18 protein-coding genes are annotated in these 18299 nt (G+C 71.6%); 10 read left to right on the forward strand and 8 right to left on the reverse strand.

What is annotated here, in order from left to right; genetic code table 11:
• The first annotated feature begins 41 nt into the window (after positions 1-41).
• From ACFQS9_RS16310 to ACFQS9_RS16320, 3 genes are all read left to right on the forward strand, one after another.
• Complete coding sequence (locus ACFQS9_RS16310) at positions 42-503, forward strand: hypothetical protein (protein WP_378406434.1); 462 nt, start codon at positions 42-44, stop codon at positions 501-503.
• A gap of 154 nt (positions 504-657) precedes the next feature.
• Complete coding sequence (locus ACFQS9_RS16315; RefSeq protein WP_378406436.1) at positions 658-1371, forward strand: phosphatidylserine decarboxylase; 714 nt, start codon at positions 658-660, stop codon at positions 1369-1371.
• Between the two features lie 59 nt (positions 1372-1430).
• Positions 1431-2240, forward strand: coding sequence for a CDP-alcohol phosphatidyltransferase family protein (locus tag ACFQS9_RS16320; RefSeq protein WP_378406552.1), 810 nt, complete (start codon positions 1431-1433; stop codon positions 2238-2240).
• An 85-nt stretch (positions 2241-2325) separates the two neighbouring features.
• Here ACFQS9_RS16320 and ACFQS9_RS16325 read toward each other — a convergent pair whose 3' ends face one another.
• Complete coding sequence (locus ACFQS9_RS16325) at positions 2326-2577, reverse strand: hypothetical protein (protein WP_378406438.1); 252 nt, start codon at positions 2575-2577, stop codon at positions 2326-2328.
• A 3-nt stretch (positions 2578-2580) separates the two neighbouring features.
• The gene (locus ACFQS9_RS16330) at positions 2581-3642 is read right to left on the reverse strand and encodes a hypothetical protein (RefSeq protein ID WP_378406440.1); all 1062 of its coding nucleotides are present in this window, start codon (positions 3640-3642) and stop codon (positions 2581-2583) included.
• Positions 3643-3988: 346 nt separating this feature from the next.
• Here ACFQS9_RS16330 and ACFQS9_RS16335 point away from each other — a divergent pair, with 346 nt between their 5' ends.
• From ACFQS9_RS16335 to ACFQS9_RS16345, 3 genes are read left to right on the forward strand one after another with little or no spacing between them, the layout of a single operon-like run.
• On the forward strand, positions 3989-4588 hold the full coding sequence (locus ACFQS9_RS16335; protein ID WP_378406442.1) for a TetR/AcrR family transcriptional regulator: 600 nt from the start codon (positions 3989-3991) through the stop codon (positions 4586-4588).
• Positions 4589-4598: 10 nt separating this feature from the next.
• Positions 4599-6797: an AAA family ATPase gene (locus tag ACFQS9_RS16340; protein WP_378406444.1), complete on the forward strand. Its 2199-nt coding sequence runs from the start codon at positions 4599-4601 to the stop codon at positions 6795-6797.
• A 43-nt stretch (positions 6798-6840) separates the two neighbouring features.
• Positions 6841-7794 carry a DUF3089 domain-containing protein gene (locus ACFQS9_RS16345; RefSeq protein ID WP_378406446.1) on the forward strand — a complete coding sequence of 318 codons (954 nt, stop codon included), beginning with the start codon at positions 6841-6843 and terminating at the stop codon, positions 7792-7794.
• 62 nt (positions 7795-7856) lie between these two features.
• Here ACFQS9_RS16345 and ACFQS9_RS16350 read toward each other — a convergent pair whose 3' ends face one another.
• Positions 7857-8609 (reverse strand): isocitrate lyase/PEP mutase family protein, encoded by a 753-nt coding sequence (locus ACFQS9_RS16350; RefSeq protein ID WP_378406447.1) that lies wholly within the window; start codon positions 8607-8609, stop codon positions 7857-7859.
• 103 nt (positions 8610-8712) lie between these two features.
• On the opposite strand from ACFQS9_RS16350, the gene ACFQS9_RS16355 reads away from it, so the two are divergent.
• Both ACFQS9_RS16355 and ACFQS9_RS16360 read left to right on the forward strand, forming a co-directional pair.
• Positions 8713-10092: a hypothetical protein gene (locus tag ACFQS9_RS16355; protein ID WP_378406449.1), complete on the forward strand. Its 1380-nt coding sequence runs from the start codon at positions 8713-8715 to the stop codon at positions 10090-10092.
• Positions 10089-11387 (forward strand): TgpA N-terminal domain-containing protein, encoded by a 1299-nt coding sequence (locus ACFQS9_RS16360; RefSeq protein WP_378406451.1) that lies wholly within the window; start codon positions 10089-10091, stop codon positions 11385-11387. Before ACFQS9_RS16355 ends, ACFQS9_RS16360 begins: the two co-directional genes overlap by 4 nt.
• Before the next feature lie 9 nt (positions 11388-11396).
• On the opposite strand, the gene ACFQS9_RS16365 is transcribed toward ACFQS9_RS16360, so the two are convergent.
• Complete coding sequence (locus ACFQS9_RS16365) at positions 11397-12077, reverse strand: TetR/AcrR family transcriptional regulator (RefSeq protein WP_378406454.1); 681 nt, start codon at positions 12075-12077, stop codon at positions 11397-11399.
• Positions 12078-12216: 139 nt separating this feature from the next.
• Between ACFQS9_RS16365 and ACFQS9_RS16370 the strand changes: the two genes are divergently transcribed.
• Positions 12217-13710, forward strand: a complete 1494-nt coding sequence (locus tag ACFQS9_RS16370; RefSeq protein ID WP_378406456.1) for an MFS transporter — start codon at positions 12217-12219, stop codon at positions 13708-13710.
• Positions 13711-13789: 79 nt separating this feature from the next.
• The gene (locus ACFQS9_RS16375; RefSeq protein WP_378406458.1) at positions 13790-14641 is read left to right on the forward strand and encodes an SDR family NAD(P)-dependent oxidoreductase; all 852 of its coding nucleotides are present in this window, start codon (positions 13790-13792) and stop codon (positions 14639-14641) included.
• Here the strand turns inward: ACFQS9_RS16375 and ACFQS9_RS16380 are convergent, their stop codons facing one another.
• The 4 genes from ACFQS9_RS16380 to ACFQS9_RS16395 all read right to left on the reverse strand — a co-directional run bounded on the left by ACFQS9_RS16380 (position 14642) and on the right by ACFQS9_RS16395 (position 18185).
• The gene (locus tag ACFQS9_RS16380) at positions 14642-15466 is read right to left on the reverse strand and encodes an O-methyltransferase (protein ID WP_378406460.1); all 825 of its coding nucleotides are present in this window, start codon (positions 15464-15466) and stop codon (positions 14642-14644) included.
• 69 nt (positions 15467-15535) lie between these two features.
• Positions 15536-17155 (reverse strand): GMC oxidoreductase, encoded by a 1620-nt coding sequence (locus ACFQS9_RS16385; RefSeq protein WP_378406462.1) that lies wholly within the window; start codon positions 17153-17155, stop codon positions 15536-15538.
• Positions 17156-17192: 37 nt separating this feature from the next.
• Entirely contained in the window at positions 17193-17774 is a 582-nt protein-coding gene (locus tag ACFQS9_RS16390) for an ASCH domain-containing protein (protein WP_378406464.1), read from the reverse strand.
• A gap of 3 nt (positions 17775-17777) precedes the next feature.
• Positions 17778-18185, reverse strand: a complete 408-nt coding sequence (locus ACFQS9_RS16395; protein ID WP_378406466.1) for an NUDIX hydrolase — start codon at positions 18183-18185, stop codon at positions 17778-17780.
• Between the last annotated feature and the right edge of the window lie 114 nt (positions 18186-18299).

Below are 18299 nucleotides of genomic sequence, written 5' to 3' on the forward strand. Positions count from 1 at the left end.
CCCGGCCTACGGTCGTGCTCCCACCCGACGGAAGGCAGACGATGAGCGAAGCGGACCCGATCATGACCGGCATCATGGCCGCGCAGGAACTGGCGAACGGGGGCGACCGGGCGGGGGCCCGCGCGGCGTTCGCGACGTTGTGGGATCGGATCGGACCCGACGGGGACCCCCTGCACGCCGTCACGCTCGCCCACTACATGGCCGACGTGCAGGACGAGCCCGCGGACGAGCTCGACTGGGACCTGCGCGCGCTGCGGGCCGCGGACTCCCTCACCGACGAGCGCGCCCAGCGGCACCACTCGTCGCTGCAGGTGGCGGGGTTCTATCCGTCGCTGCACCTGAACCTCGCCGCCGACTACGCCAAGCTGGGCGAGGACGACCAGGCGCTGGCCCACCTCGAGCGCGCGGAGGCGAGCGTCTCCACGCTGTCGGACGACGGGTACGGCGCGACCATCCGCGGCGGCATCGCCCGGCTGCGGGAACGGCTCTCCCCGGCCGGGTGAGACAACCGGCCACGGGCCCGTTCACCCAGCTCAGCGGCGGCCGGATCCCCTCCCGTGGCCGTCTCGGCTAGCCTGTGGGTGCCCGCGCCCGGCGTCGAAGCCGCCCGGGCGCACGTTCTCGCCGGACAGCAAGACGAAACAGTAAGAGGAGCCCGTGGCCCGCCGCCCCATCCCGATTGGCACCCCGCAAACCACCGGTATCGCGCACGTCGCGGAACTGGTCCGCAACACGGTTCCGCCGCTGCATCCGGCCGGGCTGCCGTTCGTCCTGGCCCCGCTGACGGTCGCCCTGCTCGGGCGCAACCGCAAGTGGGTCCGCCGCGGGGGTCTCGCGGCCGCGGGCGCCAGCGCCGCCTTCTTCCGGCACCCGCACCGGGTGCCGCCGAACCGCGCGAACGTCGTGGTCTCCCCCGCCGACGGCGAGGTCGCCCTCGTCGACACCGCCGTCCCGCCCGCCGAGCTGAACATGGGCGATGCCCCCGTGCCCCGGGTGAGCATCTTCCTGTCGGTGCTGGACGTGCACGTGCAGCGCAGTCCCGTCGCGGGCGAGGTGCTGGCCGTGGTCCACAAGCCGGGCAAGTTCCTCTCCGCCGACCTCGCCGAGGCCAGCGACGCCAACGAGCGCAATTCCATGCTGCTGCGCACCGAGGCCGGTCACGAGGTCGCGGTGGTGCAGATCGCCGGGCTGCTGGCCCGCCGGATCGTGTGCGACGCCAAGGTCGGCGACCGGCTCCCGATCGGCGACACCTACGGCCTGATCCGGTTCGGGTCCCGGGTGGACACCTACTTCCCCCAGGGCACCACCTTGATGGTGGAGCGGGGCCAGCGCGCCATCGGCGCCGAAACCGTCCTCGCCCAGCTCCCGTGAACACGCCGAAGCGCACCGTCGCCGCGGCGGTGACGGCCAGGAGGACGGCGGCGTCCGGGCTGTTCCTGCTGCCGAGCACCATCACCATCCTGGCGCTGTGCGGCGGCCTGTCCGCGGTCAAGTTCGCCCTCGACGGCAAGCTCGGCATCGCGCTCGCGATGATCGGTGCGGCCGCGGTGCTGGACTCGCTGGACGGCCGGATCGCCCGACTGCTCGACGCCACCAGCAAGATCGGCGCCGAGCTCGACTCGCTGTCCGACGCCATCTCGTTCGGCGTCGCGCCTGCCCTGGTGCTGTACGTGACGCTGCTCGACGGCGGCAGCGCGGGCTGGATCATCGCGCTCGTCTACGCGGTGAGCATCGTGCTGCGGCTGGCCCGCTTCAACACCCTGCTCGACGACGACTCAGCGCCCGCGTACGCGAGCGAGTTCTTCGTCGGTGTGCCCGCCCCCGCGGGCGCGCTGATCGCGTTGACCCCGCTCGCCGCCTACATTCAGTGGGGCGACGGCTGGTGGTCGTCCTTCTACGTGGTCGCCGCCTGGACCATCCTGTCCGCCGCGTTGATCGTCAGCCGAGTGCCCACCCTGGCGATGAAGACGTTCGCCGTGCCGAAGCGGATGGCCGCGGCGCTGCTGGTGGTCGTCGCGCTGGTCGCGGCCGCACTGGTCACCTACCCGTTCGTCCTGATGATCGTGCTGGTCTTCGCGTACCTCGCACACATCCCGTTCGCGGTCCGGTCCAAGCGCTGGGTCGCCGCCCGGCCCGAGGTCTGGGACGTCAAGCCCGCCGAACGACGGGCGATCCGCCGGGCCCCCACGGGCGACCGGAGCCGGTCCGCCGCCCGGCTCGGGCTGCGTCGGCCCCGGTAGTCCGGCCGCCCGCTACGGGTGGTGGGCGCTCCGACACGAGCAGCGCGAGCGCTCGGACCGGAACGCCCCACCACGCCGTCCCGGACTATCCCGTCAGGCGACGGTCGTAGGCAACCGCCCGCAGCTGCTGCTGGATCAGTCGCTCAGCCGGGTTCACGAACGCGGTCCCCGCAGGCAGACTCTGCTTCAGTGCGTCGAGCTTGACCACCGAGGCCCCCCGCAACGCACGGTCGACGGCAGGGGTGCCGGACAGGTGCTGCCAGCGGATCGCGAGCATGCCTGCCTCGTGGCCCTCCGGGTCGAGCCAGTTGTGGACGCCCGGGTCCCGCCGTGACACGACCTAGGTGTAGGTGCCGCCCGGGTTGGGCTTCGCCTGGGTGGTGTTCAGGCTGCTGGTCCGGTCGCGGTACTCGTAGGCCACGCCCCAGGGATCCGACAGCTGGATGCCGGTCGACCCGGCCCCGATCGGGTCGACCGTGATCACGAGCGCCTCGTCGTCGGCCAGCGAGAACCAGCCACCGGTCGACAGGCCCCGGGCACCGGGGCGTTGACGGACGGGCCGCACGACGTTCGGCGGCGTCGCGTTGTAGTAGTACTGGTTGAAGTACGTGACCCAGAACGGCGCGATCTTGGACAGGATTTCCGCGGCTTCGGTCGCCTGCTGATCGATCGTCCTCTCGGGCGCGGCGGGGGGACCGTCGACGCGAGCGATCTCGAGTTGCACCGGGTTCTCGCGGGACCAGTCGTTCAGCAGATCCCGCACGATCAGCATCGAGGTTCCGTCCGCGGGAATCTGCATGTGGTTGGGGCGACCGTTCGCCGGCTCGGCGTCGATCGTGATCACGAACGACCCGTCGGGGGCGGACGTGATCGCATCGCCGGTGAGGGTCGCGAGCTGAACGCCACCCTCGGCTGTCAGCGCGGTGGTGCCGGGAATGGCGTCACGCATCTCGAAGTTCAGATCGGTGGGGCCGGGATTCGTCTTGCGCCCCCGGATCACGTATGTCGAGTCTCCCGCGACCATGGTGTGCCGGTAGATGTTGTCGGGGTTGTCGATGCCGTAGCCCGAACGCGGCATGCTCAGGCCGGCGAATTCGTGCGGCATGGTGGTCCCCCACAGCACGACCGGGCGATCCGTATCCTCGGTCACCGTGTAGAGGACGGCCGCCGCCCCGATCGCGTTCGCCGCGCGGTCGACGGTGGCCTTGCCTGCGGGCTTGGCGCCCTGCGGGTCTCCCGCGTACAGCGCCTGCACCCGACGGATCTGGTTCTGCACCACGTCGGTCGCGAGGATCTGCCGTGCCCGCGCCTCCAGCGCGCGCTGGCCGTCGGTCGCGAGAACGCCGCCGTTCGCCTGTCCGAGCTCACCCACGCTTCCCAGCCCGCCCATGTTTCCCGGCATGTCAGCGCTGCCCCAGGCGCCGGTGACAAGGGTCGATGCGGTGATCGCCGCCAGGGCGATACCCGTTCTCAGCGTCGAACGTCGTCGCCGCGGTGGGCTTGTTTCTTCGTGTGCATTCATGGTTGTTTCGCAGACCTCTCCTCTTTCGCCCGAATTCCGTCGCAAGTTGGCACGGAATTCGGGCACGGGATACACAGGGCACGCAGCCGAGTCGCGGCACCGGGCACTTCGGCGCTTGCGAGCCGAAAAGGCTATTCGGCGAAGGACTTCCGCTGCCAACCGGGACTCTCGAGTCGGTCCCGGTTGGTGGTTGATTGGACCGTAGACAAACGTCTAATGTCAAGGGGTGAGCGCATCAGAATCGACACCGAAAGCATGGGGCAGGGACGAAGTCCGCCGGGCGGTTCTGCGTGCCGCCCGATCGGGCTTCGCCGCGAAAGGCACCTCCGTCACCGTTCGCGAGATCGCTGCGGCGGCAGGGGTGAACCTCGGCCTGATCCACAAGTACCTCGGCAACAAGGAGGACATTCTCGCCGCCGTCCTCGCCCGCGACACCGAGGTCTCCACCAGCACGATTGAGAACGTCGGGTCCCTACCGGACGCCGTGACCAGCCTGTTCGCCATCGGACTGTCCGATCCCGAGTACGTCCGCATCGCGGCATGGCTGCTGCTCGAAGGCCGAACCGATCTGCTGCTCGGCAACCAGGCCGACGGCATGCGGGCCGTTCGCGGCATCGCCCCAGACTCACGGAATGCAGATGTCCGACTCATGACAGCCCTGGCCGCCATCGCAGGCTGGTCACTCTTCAGCGAGGGGATCCTCACGTTCGCCGAGGCGGACGCCACCGACCGGAGCGCGATCGAATCGCGAATGTCCGAACTGCTGGCGACGATCGTCGCGCTCCCCCAGTTCGCTCCGGACCTGGCCGAAGACGGCCATCACTAGGCTGGAACACGTGACCTCACCCGAACTGACGCTGACGGCCCGACTGAACACCTCCGCCTCCGACGCGCGCCGCGGGGTGGTGCGGCTGCACCCCGAGGCGCTGGCCGCCCTGGGGCTGCGCGAATGGGACGGCATCGCCGTGATCGGCGCCAGGCGCACCGCCGCCGTGGTCGCGCTGGCGCCCGCGTCCACCCCGACGGGGACCGCGCTGCTCGACGACGTCACCCTCTCCAATGCCGGGCTCAAAGAGGATGCGCGCGTGGTGCTCTCACCGGTGACGGTCTATGGCGCCCGGACCGCGACGCTGAGCGGGTCCGCCCTCGCCACCGGGTCCATTTCCGAGACCACGCTGCGCCAGGCCCTGCTGGGCAAGGTGCTCACCGTCGGTGACACGGTCTCGCTGCTCCCCCGCGACCTCGGCCCCGGCACCAGCACCGCCGGTGCGACGCAGTCGCTGGCCCGCACCTTCGGCGTCGCCTGGACCTCCGAACTGCTCACCGTCACGTCCGTCGATCCCACGGGACCGGTGAGCGTGCAACCCAATTCGGCCATCAGCTGGGGCAGCGGCGTCGCCGCCCCCGCGCCGTCCGGTCGGCCCGGACACGAGGTCCGCGCCGTCCAGGCACCCGTACCCGCACCGGTTGCGGTGGCCGACCTGGTCGGCGTGGGCGACCAGGCCGCCAAGCTCGGCGAGTGGCTGAAGCTGGCACTGGACGAGCCGGAACTGTTGCACACGCTCGGGGCGTCACCGCATCTCGGTGTGCTCGTCACCGGCCCCGCAGGCGTGGGCAAGGCGACGCTGGCGCGGGCGGTGCTCGCCGGGCGCACCGTGGTCGCGCTGGACGGCCCCGGGGTCGGGGCGCTCGACGCCGACACCCGCCTGCAGCGGGTGTCGGACGCGGTGGCCCGGCTCACCGGCGCCGCGAGCGGGGAGCCGCACGAGCGGGGCGTACTGCTCATCACGGACATCGACGCGCTGCTGCCCGCCGAGCCGGAGCCGGTCTCCACACTGATCCTCGACGAGCTGCGTCGCGCGGTGGACACTCCCGGGGTCGCGTTCGTCGCGACCACCGCGCACCCCGATTCGCTCGACGACCGGGTCCGCGGCCAGGACCTGTGCGACCGCGAACTCACCGTGGCGCTGCCGGACGGCAGGCTGCGCCGGGCGCTGCTGGAGCTGATGCTGCGCAAGGTTCCCACCACCGACCTCAAGCTCGACGAGATCGCCGCGCGGGCACCGGGTTTCGTCGCCTCCGACCTCGCCGCCCTGGTCCGGGAGGCCGCGCTGCGGGCCGCGGCGCGGGCCAGCAGCAGCGGGGAGGACCCGAACCTGCTCCAGGAGGACCTGGTCGGCGCCCTCGACGTCATCCGCCCGCTGTCGCGCTCGGGGACCGAGGAGTTGGCGATCGGCAGCCTCACCCTCGACGACGTCGGCGACATGGTGGAGACCAAGCAGGCCCTCACCGAGGCGGTGCTGTGGCCGCTGCAGCACCCGGATTCCTTTGCCCGCCTTGGGGTGGACCCGCCGCGCGGGGTCCTGCTGTACGGACCGCCCGGGTGCGGAAAGACCTTCGTGGTCCGCGCCCTCGCCAGCTCCGGGCAGCTCAGCGTGCACGCGGTCAAGGGCGCCGAGTTGATGGACAAGTGGGTGGGCGCGTCGGAGAAGGCGGTGCGCGAGCTGTTCCAGCGGGCCCGCGACTCGGCCCCCTCGCTGATCTTCCTCGACGAGGTGGACGCCCTGGCCCCGCGCCGCGGGCAGAGCTCCGACTCCGGGGTCACCGACCGGGTGGTGGCGTCGCTGCTCACCGAACTCGACGGCGTCGAACCGCTGCGCGACGTGGTGGTGCTCGCGGCGACCAACCGGCCGGACCTGATCGACCCGGCGCTGTTGCGGCCCGGCCGGATCGAGCGGCTGGTCTTCGTGCCGCCGCCGGACGCCGAGGCGCGCAAGCAGATCCTGCAGACCGCAGGCAAGTCGATCCCGCTCGAGGCGGACGTCGACCTCGACGCGCTGGCCGAGGACCTCGACGGGTACTCGGCGGCGGACTGCGCGGCGCTGCTGCGGGAGGCGGCGCTGGCCGCCATGCGCCGCAGCGTCGACGCCGCGGACGTGACGGCGGCCGACGTCGCCGCCGCCAGGAAGACGGTCCGCCCCTCCCTGGACCCGGAGCAGGTGGCGCACCTCGCCGCGTACGCGGAGAATCGCTGAGCCTGCCGGCCGCCCGGGGGCCACGGGACTAGCATCCGTGAGCATGCCGAGCCGCCGACCGTTCCGCCCGCTCGCCCGCGCCTGCACCACCCTGCTCGTGCTCGTCGGATCCGTCGCGATCGCGGCTCCCCACGTCACGGCCGCACCGTCCCCGCAGTCGACGACCACCTGGCTGTGCCGGCCTGGTCAGGCGGACGACCCGTGCGGCGGCAGGTCCGGCGCGCCCGTCGACTGCTTCTATTTCTATCCGACCGCGTCGCTGCAGCAGTCCGTGAACGCGAACCTCGACGCGTCGCCCGAGCTGCGCGCGGTGGCCCGCGCGCAGGCGGAGCCCTTCGGGGAGAACTGCAACGTGTGGGCTCCGGTGTACCGGCAGGTCACGCTGCGCGCGCTGTTCACCGGGACGGCGGCCGAGCGCAGCGCCGCCCTCGACCTCGCCTACGACGACGTCGAACGCGCATGGGACGACTACCTCGCCCACCACAACGACGGGCGTGGCGTCGTCCTGATCGGCCATTCGCAGGGCACCAGGATGCTGCGCTCGCTGATCCGGAACCGGATCGACGGGAAACCCGCCCAGTCGCAGCTGGTCTCGGCGCTGCTGATCGGGGGCGACGTGCTCGTGCGCAAGGGCGAGCTGGTCGGCGGCGACTTCACATCGGTGCCCGCGTGCACCGATGCGAGGCAAACCGGATGCGTCGTCGCCTACTCGGCGTTCTCCCGGACGCCCCCGCCGGACACCCGCTACGGGCTTCCCCCGCAGTCGGCGGGCGCCTCCGGCACCCGCGCGAACCTACCGTTCGGCCCCGACTACGAGGTGCTGTGCACCAATCCCGGTTCGCTGCACGAGAATGCGGACGCCCCGATCCGTGGCATCGTCGCCGGCCGCGAGGTCGACCGGTTCCGCGCCAGGTGCACCGCCGGGTCCGGACCCCGCGTGCTCATGGTCGACGGCCCGGGGGCCGCGCTGCTGCCCACGCTCCAAACCAGGCGCTGACGCGCCTGTGCGTGGTCCACGAGTCCAGGGACTCGTCAACCGCGCACAGGCGGCGCAGCCGCCTACGACCAGCGGGCGAGGAGTTCGTTGGCGCGCACGGCGAGCGCGGCCTGCAGCAGCGGGCCGAAGCTGACGCGGCCGACGCCGAGCGATGCGTAGCCGGCCTTCTCCCCGCGAGCCGGGTCGGCGATCGCGTTGACCGGCAACGGCAGCGCCGACGTCAGGCGCTGGTACACCTCGTCGCTGTGGAACCCGACCGGGTAGAGCGAGTCGGCACCCGCCTCCGCGGCCAGCGTCAGCCGGGCGATCGCGCGCTCGACGCGATCCGCATCGTCGCCCACCTGCTTGATGAACAGGTCGGTGCGGGCATTGATGACCACGTGCACCCCGGCGGCGTCCGCGGCCCGACGCAGCCCGCCGACGAAGTCCGCGTGCTCCTGCGCCTCGCGCAACCTGCCACCCTCGCTGTGCACGGTGTCCTCGATGTTCAGCCCGACGGCGCCCACCTCGATCAGGCCCTGGATCAACCGTTCGGGGGTCTGCCCGTATCCGGATTCGATGTCGACCGAGATCGGCAGGTCGACGGCCGCGGTGATCTGCGCGACGCGGGTCAGCAGCTCCTCGAAGCTCATGCCCTCGTTGTCCGGCTTGCCGACCGAGTCCGCCACCGGGTGACTCCCCACCGTCAGCGCCTCGAAACCGGCCTGCGCGGCCAGGTTTGCCGACCAGGCGTCCCACACCGTCGGCAGGATCACCGGGTTGCCGGGCTGATGCAGCCGCAGCAGGGTGGTCGCCTTGTCGTTGATCGAAGTCATGCGGGCTCCTCGCGTCGTAGTCTGTCGTCACAGATCCTGGCATGCGGGCACCGCGATCGCCCGGTTGCCGCCGTGGCGAGCCGCCGTCGGTTAGCGTCGGCAAATGCCCGTCGAACCTCGCGAAGTCCTCTCGACGTCGACCGCCCTGTTCGGCGGGGCGCTGGCCGCGTTCGTGTTGACCAATCCGCCCGGCGGCGGCTGGGCGATCCACACCTCCGAACGCGAGCTGAGCCGCTGGCTCTCCAGCCAGCCGACCGGGATCGCGGTGGGAGCCGTCGTCGCGGTGCTCGCGTACGCCCTGCTGCAGCGCAAGGGATCCCGGCGGATCGCCTGGATCGCGATGGCCGTCGCGACGGTCGTCCTGATCGGTGCGCGGCTGGCCACCCCGGGCGTCGGCGCCATCGACGCGCTGATCGCCGTGCACTACCTCAAGTCCGTGGCCGCGGGTGTGATCCTGGGCGCCGCGGTCGCGACGGTGTGGGGACGCCGGGCCGGGCAGCTCGCGCTCGCCCTGTCGGTGCTTGCCACGTTTCTCACCGCACGAGTTTTCGAGCTGGTGTTCCCCGCGCAGACGACGTCCTCGATCGGCGAACCGTCCTGGTGGCTGCTCGGTCCGATGCTCGTGCTGGCCGCGGTGGCCGCGGCCATTGCCGACGGCGCCACCCGGATTCAACGGGCCACCGGGCGCGAACTGCGCCTCGCGGTCGTGGCCGCGGCGTCGATCGCGCTGGCCAACCGGGCCCTGCAGTTCTGGATCGACCGGCAGGACTACACATCGCGGGTGGCGACCTGGGTCATCATCGGGGTCTGCATGGTGGTGGTGCTCGGCCTCACCTGGTTCGCCGCGCGGGCGGTCGTGCCCGCCGAGGGCCGCTTCCTGCTGGCCGCGACCGGCGTCGCGGCGGCGTCGATGCCGGTGCTGGTGGACCTCGGCGGGCCGCTCGCCAATGTCGAGCACTGGCAGGCGGTGCTGGTCGGTGCTCTCGCGGTCGCGCTGGGCCTGAGGCTCTCGATGACGTGGCGGTCGACGATCGGCGGGCTGTTCGTGGTAGCCCTCATCCCGATGGTCGGCGCGATCTGGCCCGAACTCGGTCAGGACGGCCCGATGCTGCTGGTGCGGTTGGCCGTGCTCGGCGTGGGCGCGGGACTGGCGTTCGGGTCATCGCTGCCCGGCACCGCGGCCATCGCCGCGGTCGGTCTGGGGATCCCGTTCGTGTCCATGGTCTTTCACTCGGCGGCGACGGTCTTCACCGGCGCGGTCGCGTACGGCGGTGCGTACGAGCCGCTTCCCGGCGTCCCGATGAGCAGCGCCTACGAGACCCAGCTGCAGATCGAACTCTTCGAGGGCGGGACCTTCATCGACATCCCCCACTACGACGACCGGGTCGCGGGCATCGCCCTGCTGATCGCGGTGCTGGCCTGCGCGGTCGGCGCCCGCGCGCTGGCCCGGCCGATCGCCACCCCCGAACGGGAATCCGCTTGAGCAGGCGCTGGACCGCCGCCCTCGACACGGCCGCAGCGTTTTTCGTCGCCGCGACCGCCGGGTGGGCACTGATCGCGCCGGTGGCCGAGCAGTCCGGCATCGCCGGGTCCGAGAGCCAGCTCCGACTGGTTCTGACCAGTCGACCGCTCGCCGCCACCGTCGGCGTGGTGCTCGCGGTCGCCGTCGCGGGGGCCTTGGCACGACGCGGCTCCCGAGCAGGCGCCTACGTGGTCGCGGTTTCCGGACTCGCGATGCTCGGCCTCGGCGCTCTCGTGAATGTCCATGTACACCAGCTGGAGTCGGGGATCGCGCTGATCTATCTGGCCGGAATCGGTGCCGGGCTGGTGATGGGCGGCGCGGCCGCGGCGGCGGCCGATCGGTACGCGGCGGTCGCGCTCGCCGCGGGGGCGTTCGCGGCATTCATGCTCGCCTTCCCCGCCGCGCATCCGACGGTGGAGTCCACTTCCTTCGGCTGGACGGCCTACAGCCTCCCCTTCAGCGAAGCAACCATGTTCACCGATCCACCGTGGTGGCTGTTACTGCCCGCGCTCGCGTTCTGCGTGGCGGGCGCCGTGCTCGCGAGGGGTTCCGCGACGACGCCTGCGGGAGCGTCGCGGCCTCCGCTGTACGCGGTCGCGATCGTCGTCGTCGCCGGGCTGGCCTCCAACGCCGTCCTCGGCGAGCACCGCAGCGACTGGTCCGTCGCGGCGCCGGTGCTCACCCTGCTGCTGGTGGCGATCGTCGTCGCCTCGTCCCTGCTCGACGGGCGCGACGGGGTCTTCCTGCTCACCGCCACCGCGGTGCTTGCCGCGTCCGCACCCCTCCTGGTGGCGACCGGCCCCGACCCGCTCTGGATCGCGATCCTCCTGACGCTGCTCGTCGCGGGCGCCGTGGCCGGAAGTCGCTGGGCGAAACCGACTCTCGGGCTCGCGCTGCTGGCCGTCAACGCCGCGGCCGGGCTGGCCGGACTCAACGATGCGTGGGCGATCGAGGGGATCCGGTACCTCGCGCTGGCGCCGATCGCCGGCTACGCGCTCGCCTCGGCCGTGCCGCGGCGCGCGGCGTCAATCTCGGTCGGCCTGTCCGTGCTGTTCGTCCCGAGCGCGCTGACCGTCGCCGGGCAGGGCACCTCGAGCATGCACTGGGACCAGCTGTCCGTGTTCGACGACCTGCCGCGCGGGATATTCGAGCCCATGCCGCCTGACCCGTTCGCCCTCAGCCTCGCGATGACGCTGGTGATCCTCGGTTGCGCCGAGGCCGCCCACCGGCTGCGACGGCGAGACCCGTCGCCCTAGCGACCGCCCTCAGCCACGGGCGCGGGCGCGGGCGGACTTGGCCACCTCGACCTGTTCGTCGGTCAGCGGCGCCAGCGGCAGCGGCTCCCGCGCGGTCCCGTCGGCGCGCATACCGTCGAGCACCAGCGCGAGGTAACGGCGCCAGGTCTCGGGCGAGACCGGGCGGTTGAAGTCGATGACCGCGTCGAGCATGCAGCTGACCGCGAACAGGTCGTTGACCTGGATCTCGGGGCGCAGCGCACCCGCGTCCTTCGCCCGGTCGACGAGCTGCTGGATCGCCGGTGTGATGCGCTGCCGCGCGCACGCGACCTGCTCCCGGCCCTCGTCGGTGGTGAAGAAGACATCGCCGAGGCCCCGGCTCAGCGACATCCATTCGCTGGTCAGCCCGATGAAGTCGACCAGCGCGGCCCACGGGTCCTCGCGCCGCAGCGCCGCCTCGGCCGCCTCGGCGATCTGGTCCATGCTCTGCTCGAAGACACCGTCGACCAGTTCCTGCTTGCAGGTGAAGCGCCGATAGACGGTGCCGACACCGACCTTGGCGTGCCGCGCGACGTCGTCGAGGGTGATGTCGATGCCGCGGCTCGCGAACAGCTCCATGGCGGCGTCGAGGATCTTCCGTCGGTTGCGTTCGGCGTCGGCGCGCAGGGGACGTGCTGCTGGGGCGGTACTCACAATCGTCGATTCTGCCATTCCCGAAATCTGCCATCTGGGGATTTCCCGGAGCCGCGAAACTAAGTGGAGACAACTCCTCCGCTTAGTGCTACCGTTCCCTAAGTGGAGATTACTCCTCCACTTCAACCTCCACCACTCCACGAGGCGAGGCTCGCTCATGACCACGACCACGATCGATCGCCCGCAGACCGGGCCAGGAGACACGACACGGGAGCACCGACTGCGCTGGCTGATCCTGGCCGTCATCGGCCTGGCCCAGCTGATGGTGGTGCTCGACGCGACCATCGTGAACATCGCCCTGCCCGCGGCGCAGCACGATCTCGGGTTCTCCGACGCGGACCGGCAGTGGGTCGTCACGGCCTACGCGCTCGCGTTCGGCAGCCTGCTGCTGCTCGGCGGCCGGCTCAGCGACTTGTTCGGCCGCAGGAACACCTTCGTCATCGGGCTCGTCGGCTTCGCGGTCATGTCCGCGCTCGGCGGCGCGGCGGTGAACTTCCCGATGCTGGTGGCCGCCCGCGCCGGTCAGGGTGTCTTCGCGGCCCTCCTCGCGCCCGCCGCGCTGTCGCTGCTGGCGACGACGTTCACCGAGCCGGACGAGCGAGCGAAGGCGTTCGGCGTCTTCGGCGCCATCGCCGGTGCCGGCGGCGCGGTCGGACTGCTGCTCGGCGGGGTCCTCACCGAGTGGACGTCGTGGCGCTGGAGCATGTACGTCAACCTGGTGTTCGCGGCCGTGGCCCTGGTGGGCGCGGTGACGATGATGGCAGCGCACCGGTCGGAGCACCGGCCCACGCTCGACATCCCGGGCACGATCACGGTCTCCGCCGCGCTGTTCGGCATCGTCTACGGCTTCTCGCACGCCGAGTCGCACGGCTGGTCCGACCCGATGACGATCACCTGGCTGGTCGCGGGCGCCGCGCTGCTCTCGGTGTTCGTGATCATCGAGACCCGCGTCGCCCACCCGCTGCTCCCGCTGCGGATCGTCCTCGACCGCATCCGCGGCGGCTCGTACCTGGCGATGTTCATCACCGGCTCCGGCATGTTCGCGGTGTTCCTGTTCCTCACCTTCTACATGCAGACGGTCCTGCAGTACTCGCCGATCATCACCGGCGTGGCGTTCCTGCCGATGGTGGCCGGGATGGTGGTCTCCGCGACCACCTCGACCGCGGCGCTGCTGCCGAGGGTCGGGCCGCGGGTACTGATCACGACCGGCCTGATCGTCGCCGCCGTCGGGCTGGCGGTGCTCGCGCAGATCGAGGTCGACAGCTCGTACGTGACGATCATCCTGCCCGGGCTGGTGCTTCTCGGCCTCGGCATGGGCATGGTGTTCGCGCCGGGCATGCAGGGCGCCATCACCGGCGTGGACCCCGACGACGCGGGCGTCGCCTCCGCGACGGTGAACACCATGCAGCAGGTCGGCGGATCGATCGGCACCGCGCTGCTGAGCACCGTCGCCGCCTCCGCGGCCACCGGCTTCATGGACGGGCGGGTGCCGTCCCCGGCGAACGCCGCCCTCGCGGCCGTGCAGAGCTACACCACGACCTTCTGGTGGGCGGCGGGGATCTTCGTTGCGGGAGCGACGATCTCGGCATTCCTGCTCCCCCGCGGTCTGCTGCCCGCCCCGGCCGAGGGGCAGCCGGCCATGGCGCACTGAACCGGATCCCCGCCACGGGCCGTGCTGGAGGGCTACGCTCCGACACGGCCCGTGGCCACCCCGGCCGACTAGGAGCACAATGCCGAAAACCGTTGTGATCACCGGAGCCAATTCCGGGATCGGCCTCGCCATGGCACACGAACTGGCGGCCCGCGGTGCGACGGTGTGCCTGGCCTGCCGCAATCAGGCGAAGGCGGAGGCCGCCCGCGAGGAGATCCTGCGCCGGACCCCAGGGGCCCAGGTCGACGTGTTCTCCCTCGACCTGGCCTCGTTCGAGCACATCCACCGCTTCGTGGCGGACCTCAGCGCGCGCCACGACCGCGTCGACGCGCTCATCAACAATGCCGGCGCCTCCCCGCTCAAGCAGCAGTTCACCGCCGACGGCTTCGAGCTGCAGTTCGGCGCGAACTACCTCGGCCCCTTCCTGCTCACCCACCTGCTGCTGCCGCAGCTCCGGCTCGCGGCCGAGCGAACCGGCGATGCGCGGATCGTGCACGTGGCGTCCGTCGCCCACAACGTCGGCCGCATCGACCCCGATACGTTCCGCGGGCGCGCGAGGTACCGGCCGTTCCCCGCGTACGCGCAGTCCAAGCTGGGCAACCTGATGTTCAACTACACCCTCGCCCGGCGCCTGCCCGACGGCCTGAGCACCTTCGCCATGCACCCAGGGGGCGTCGACTCCGACATCTACCGGGACCTGCCGCGGGCCCTGCACGCGGCGATCCGCCCGTTCCTCATCTCGGCCGACCGGGCCGGCCGGCTCGGTGCGGACCTGGCGCTCTCCCCCGACTACCGGGACCGCTCGGGCGATTACCTCACCGCGCAGCGCCCGAACCCGGTCAGCCGCCGCGCCCGCGACGTCGCGGCGCAGGAGGCGCTGTACGCCGAGAGCGCCGTGCTCGCCGGGGTCGAACCGCTGCCGCCCCGCTGATCACCCCTGGTACTCGGACTCGAGCACCAGGTCCCTGAGCACCCGCTGATACTCGACGTGGGTGCGGTGGTCGGTCGACCGCCACCGCCCGCCCTCCTCGGCGCGCATGTGGGCCAGGTAGTCGGGGGCACCGGGAAACCTGACATTGTCGGCGACCACCACGCTGCCGGGATGCAACCAGCCCTCGTCCACGATGCGGAGCAGATCCGGCAGGTAGGCGCTCTTGAGGTGGTCGATGAACACGAAATCGACTGTGCCGGTGTCGATACCGTACTCGTCCCGCAGCCGTGCCACCGTCGTTCCACCGTCACCGATCGACCCGACCACCGACGTGATGCGCTCACCCACCCCCGCGTGCTCCCAGATCCCTCGGGCGATCGCCTCGTTCGCCGGATTGATCTCGACGGTGCAGATCGTGGCGTCCGGGGGCATCACCCGCGCCATCCGCAACGCGCTGTACCCGCAGTAGGTGCCGAGTTCGAGCAGCAGGGCGGGCCGGGCGCGCCGCACCGCCGCGTCCAGGATCTCGCCCTTCTCGTCGCCGACGTTCATCAGGAAGCTCCGGGTGTGCGCGAAGTCGTCGATGGCGCGGATCACGTCGTCGATGTCCCCGCGACGGGCCGTCGCCGTCACGTGCGCGGCCAGCGCCTCCTCCCGCCCGTCACCGACCTGCCCCTCGCCGAGCAGCCGCCTGGCACCGAGCGCGAACCGGATCACCGACCACCGCAGGAACGGCACGGGCTTGCCGGCCAGCCGGTTGGCGATGACCGCCGCGCCGACGAAGGCGGCGGCGAACGTCGCGAACGCTGCCGGTCTCGACGTCATCTCTGCCCCTTCGACGGTCTCCCCGTTCAATCGTCGACCCCGCGGCTGCACTCGGCAACCGCGCGCACCTCACCCGTTGGCGGCCAGGAAATGGTCCATGCATCGCTCGGCGATCGCGGTGATCGTCAGCGACGGGTTCACCAGCGCGGTCGAACCGGGGATCAGCGAGCCGTCGACGACGTACATGTTGTCGTACCCGGCCACCCGGCCCTCGTGGCTGCACGCCCTGCCCATGACCATGCCGCCCAGCCCGTGGAAGGTCGCCGCGCTGCCGAACCCCGCGAGCCGCGGGTAGATCGGGATTCCGTTGACCGGGTGGCCGTGCGCCACGTCGGCGCGATCGTGGAACCGGCCGGCGAACCGGCGCCCGCGGGCATCGACGTCGCTGTCGGCCTCGCCGTGCGGGTAATTGAGTTCGGCCCGTCCGAGGGCGGGGTTGTAGTCGATGGAGCCCCGCTCGGCGGTGATCAGCTGGATCAGGTTGGTGCTGGTGTTGCCGCCGGCCAGCTCCGGGAACGGCGCCGCCTGCCACGACATGGCGACGGTCCCGTCCGGCGTGTCGTCGTCGTAGAGCGCCGCGACGCCCGGCCCCGCCTGCTTGGCGCCGTACTCGCGACGGGTCAGGGTGCGGGAGATGAGGAAGTCGCCGTTGTTGCCGAAGCCCTTGCCCACGTGCTCGTTCAGCCGCGGCAGCGCGCCTTTCGCCTTCGCGGTCACCAGCAACGAACTGGTGTAGAACGAGCCGGCCGCCATGAACAGGAAGTCCGCCACCAGCCGGCGATGCTCGAGCACGGTCCCGTACTCGTCGATGCGCTTGGCGGTGACCTCGAACCCGCCCTGCCCCTGCACTTCCCGGATCTCGACGACCTCGTGCAGCGGCAGCACGGTGACATTGCCTGTGGCCTCGGCTCTCGGCAGGTAGTTGTGGTCGACGCTGTTCTTGGCCCCGGAGTTGATGCCGTACGGGCCCTCGCCGACGGTGACAGAGGGGCGCCGGGTCCCGGCCAGCTCCGCGCGCACCAGGTCCCAGTCGACGCAGAAGTCGTGGAACGACGGCTGACCGCCGTAGTCCGCGACGTCGGCGAGCCACGCACGGGCGCCCTTGTAGGCGGGGTGGGCGAGCAGGTCGGCAGGCAGCGGAGAGGTGCCCAGCGCCGCCCGCGCCCGCGGGTAGTAGACGCGGTCCAGCTCGCCGTAGTCGATCTGGCGCGGGAAGACCTGCTCGAAGTCGCGCCGGCGCGGCTGCGGGGTGTAGGTGCCGAACACCAGCGACCCGCCGCCGACGCCCGCGCCGTAGACCGAGTTGATGCCGTTGCCCCGGACCTCGTCGATGACGCCGACGTAGCGCTGGATCGGCTGCAGTTGGGTCAGCGGGTTGATGTAGGGCCGGTCGTGCAGCCACGACGCCCGGCCGTCCGGCGAGTCGAGGGTGGCGAACGTGTTGCCCGCCGGGTCGATCGGCCACCGCCTGCCGCGCTCGAGGACGGTGGTCTCGATGCCTGCCATGCCCAGCCGCAGCGCCGCCACCGCGCCACCGAATCCGCTGCCGACCACTATCGCGGTCTTCCCGCCCGGCGGGGCGGCCGAGGCCGCGGCGGTGGTGGTGGTGAGTGGGCCGAACGCGGCGGCGCCGAGGCCGAGCGCGGCGCCGCGCAGAACGGCGCGGCGGGACAAGCGAGGCGAGTCCATCCCCGAAATCTAGTCCCCACCGGGCCGCGGCGGGCGACTATCCGGATCCGTCGAGCCGGTCGAGCACGGCGCGCCCCCGCGGGCTGAGCCGGTAGCCCACCTCCAGGCTCTCGGTCAGCCCGAGCTCCTTGAGCCGGCGCACCCGGATCTTGAACGGCTGCCGCTCCATCGACATCGCGTGCGCCAGCTCGGTCGAGACCACCGCGGGCCGCTCCCCGATCAGGCGCAGGGTGGCCTCGGTCCAGGCCCCGTTTGCGTCCATCCTCGCCAACCGCCGCCGCAGCGTCTCGAGCTCCGCCGCGGACAGCTCCGCGTTCTCCCGCAGCGCCTGCCGCGGATCGGCGCCGCCGTAGCGGAGCGCGATCCGGTACAGGATCGGTCCGTGCGCCTTCTTGTCGACGAAGGCGAGCAGCTTCTCCGCCGACGGGAAACCGGCCGCCTCGGCGTCCGCGTCGGTGACCTCCGCGGGCGCGATCTCGTCGACCGCGTCGAAGGCGATCACACCGATCGCGGTCCGCTGGCTCGATCCCGCCCGCACCCGTGGCCGGTCCCACCGGCGGAACGCGAGCGTCACCGCGCCGGACCTGATGCCCTCGAGGTGCGCCGCGGTGAAGATCACCGGTCAGTCCACCAGGCCCAGCGCCCGCAGCCGCTCGAACACCAGCCGGGAGCCGGGCGCGGTCTCCGGCATCGCGGCGTACTCGTCGACGGTGAAGTACCGCAGTTCCGCGATCTCGCTCGTCGCGGTCGGCTCGTCGGTCAGGTCCGCGAGGAAACACGTCATGTGCAGCCGGGTCCCGGCCGGGTGCCCGAACGCCTCCGCCTCGAACACGCCGAGCGTGCTGAGCGTGCCCTCGACGACGCCGGCGTCGAGCTCCTCGCGAATCTCCCTGTGCAGGGCCTCTTCCGGGGTTTCGCCCGGGTCGATCTTGCCGCCGGCCATGTAGAAGGCCGACTTCCCCGCGGATCGGGCCTGCAGCATCCGGCGGTCCCGGATGTGGGCGAGGGCGACGGTCCTGATCTCGGCCATGCGGACACGGTAGGCGCTGGCGCGCCCGTGCGCACTCAACGAGTCCATGGACTCGCCCACCGCGCACGGGTGGCGAAGCCACCTCCGCCATCCACTAAACTCGGACACAGACCC

This window comes from Rhodococcus daqingensis (assembly GCF_042665615.1).
GTDB lineage: Bacteria > Actinomycetota > Actinomycetes > Mycobacteriales > Mycobacteriaceae > Rhodococcus_G > Rhodococcus_G daqingensis.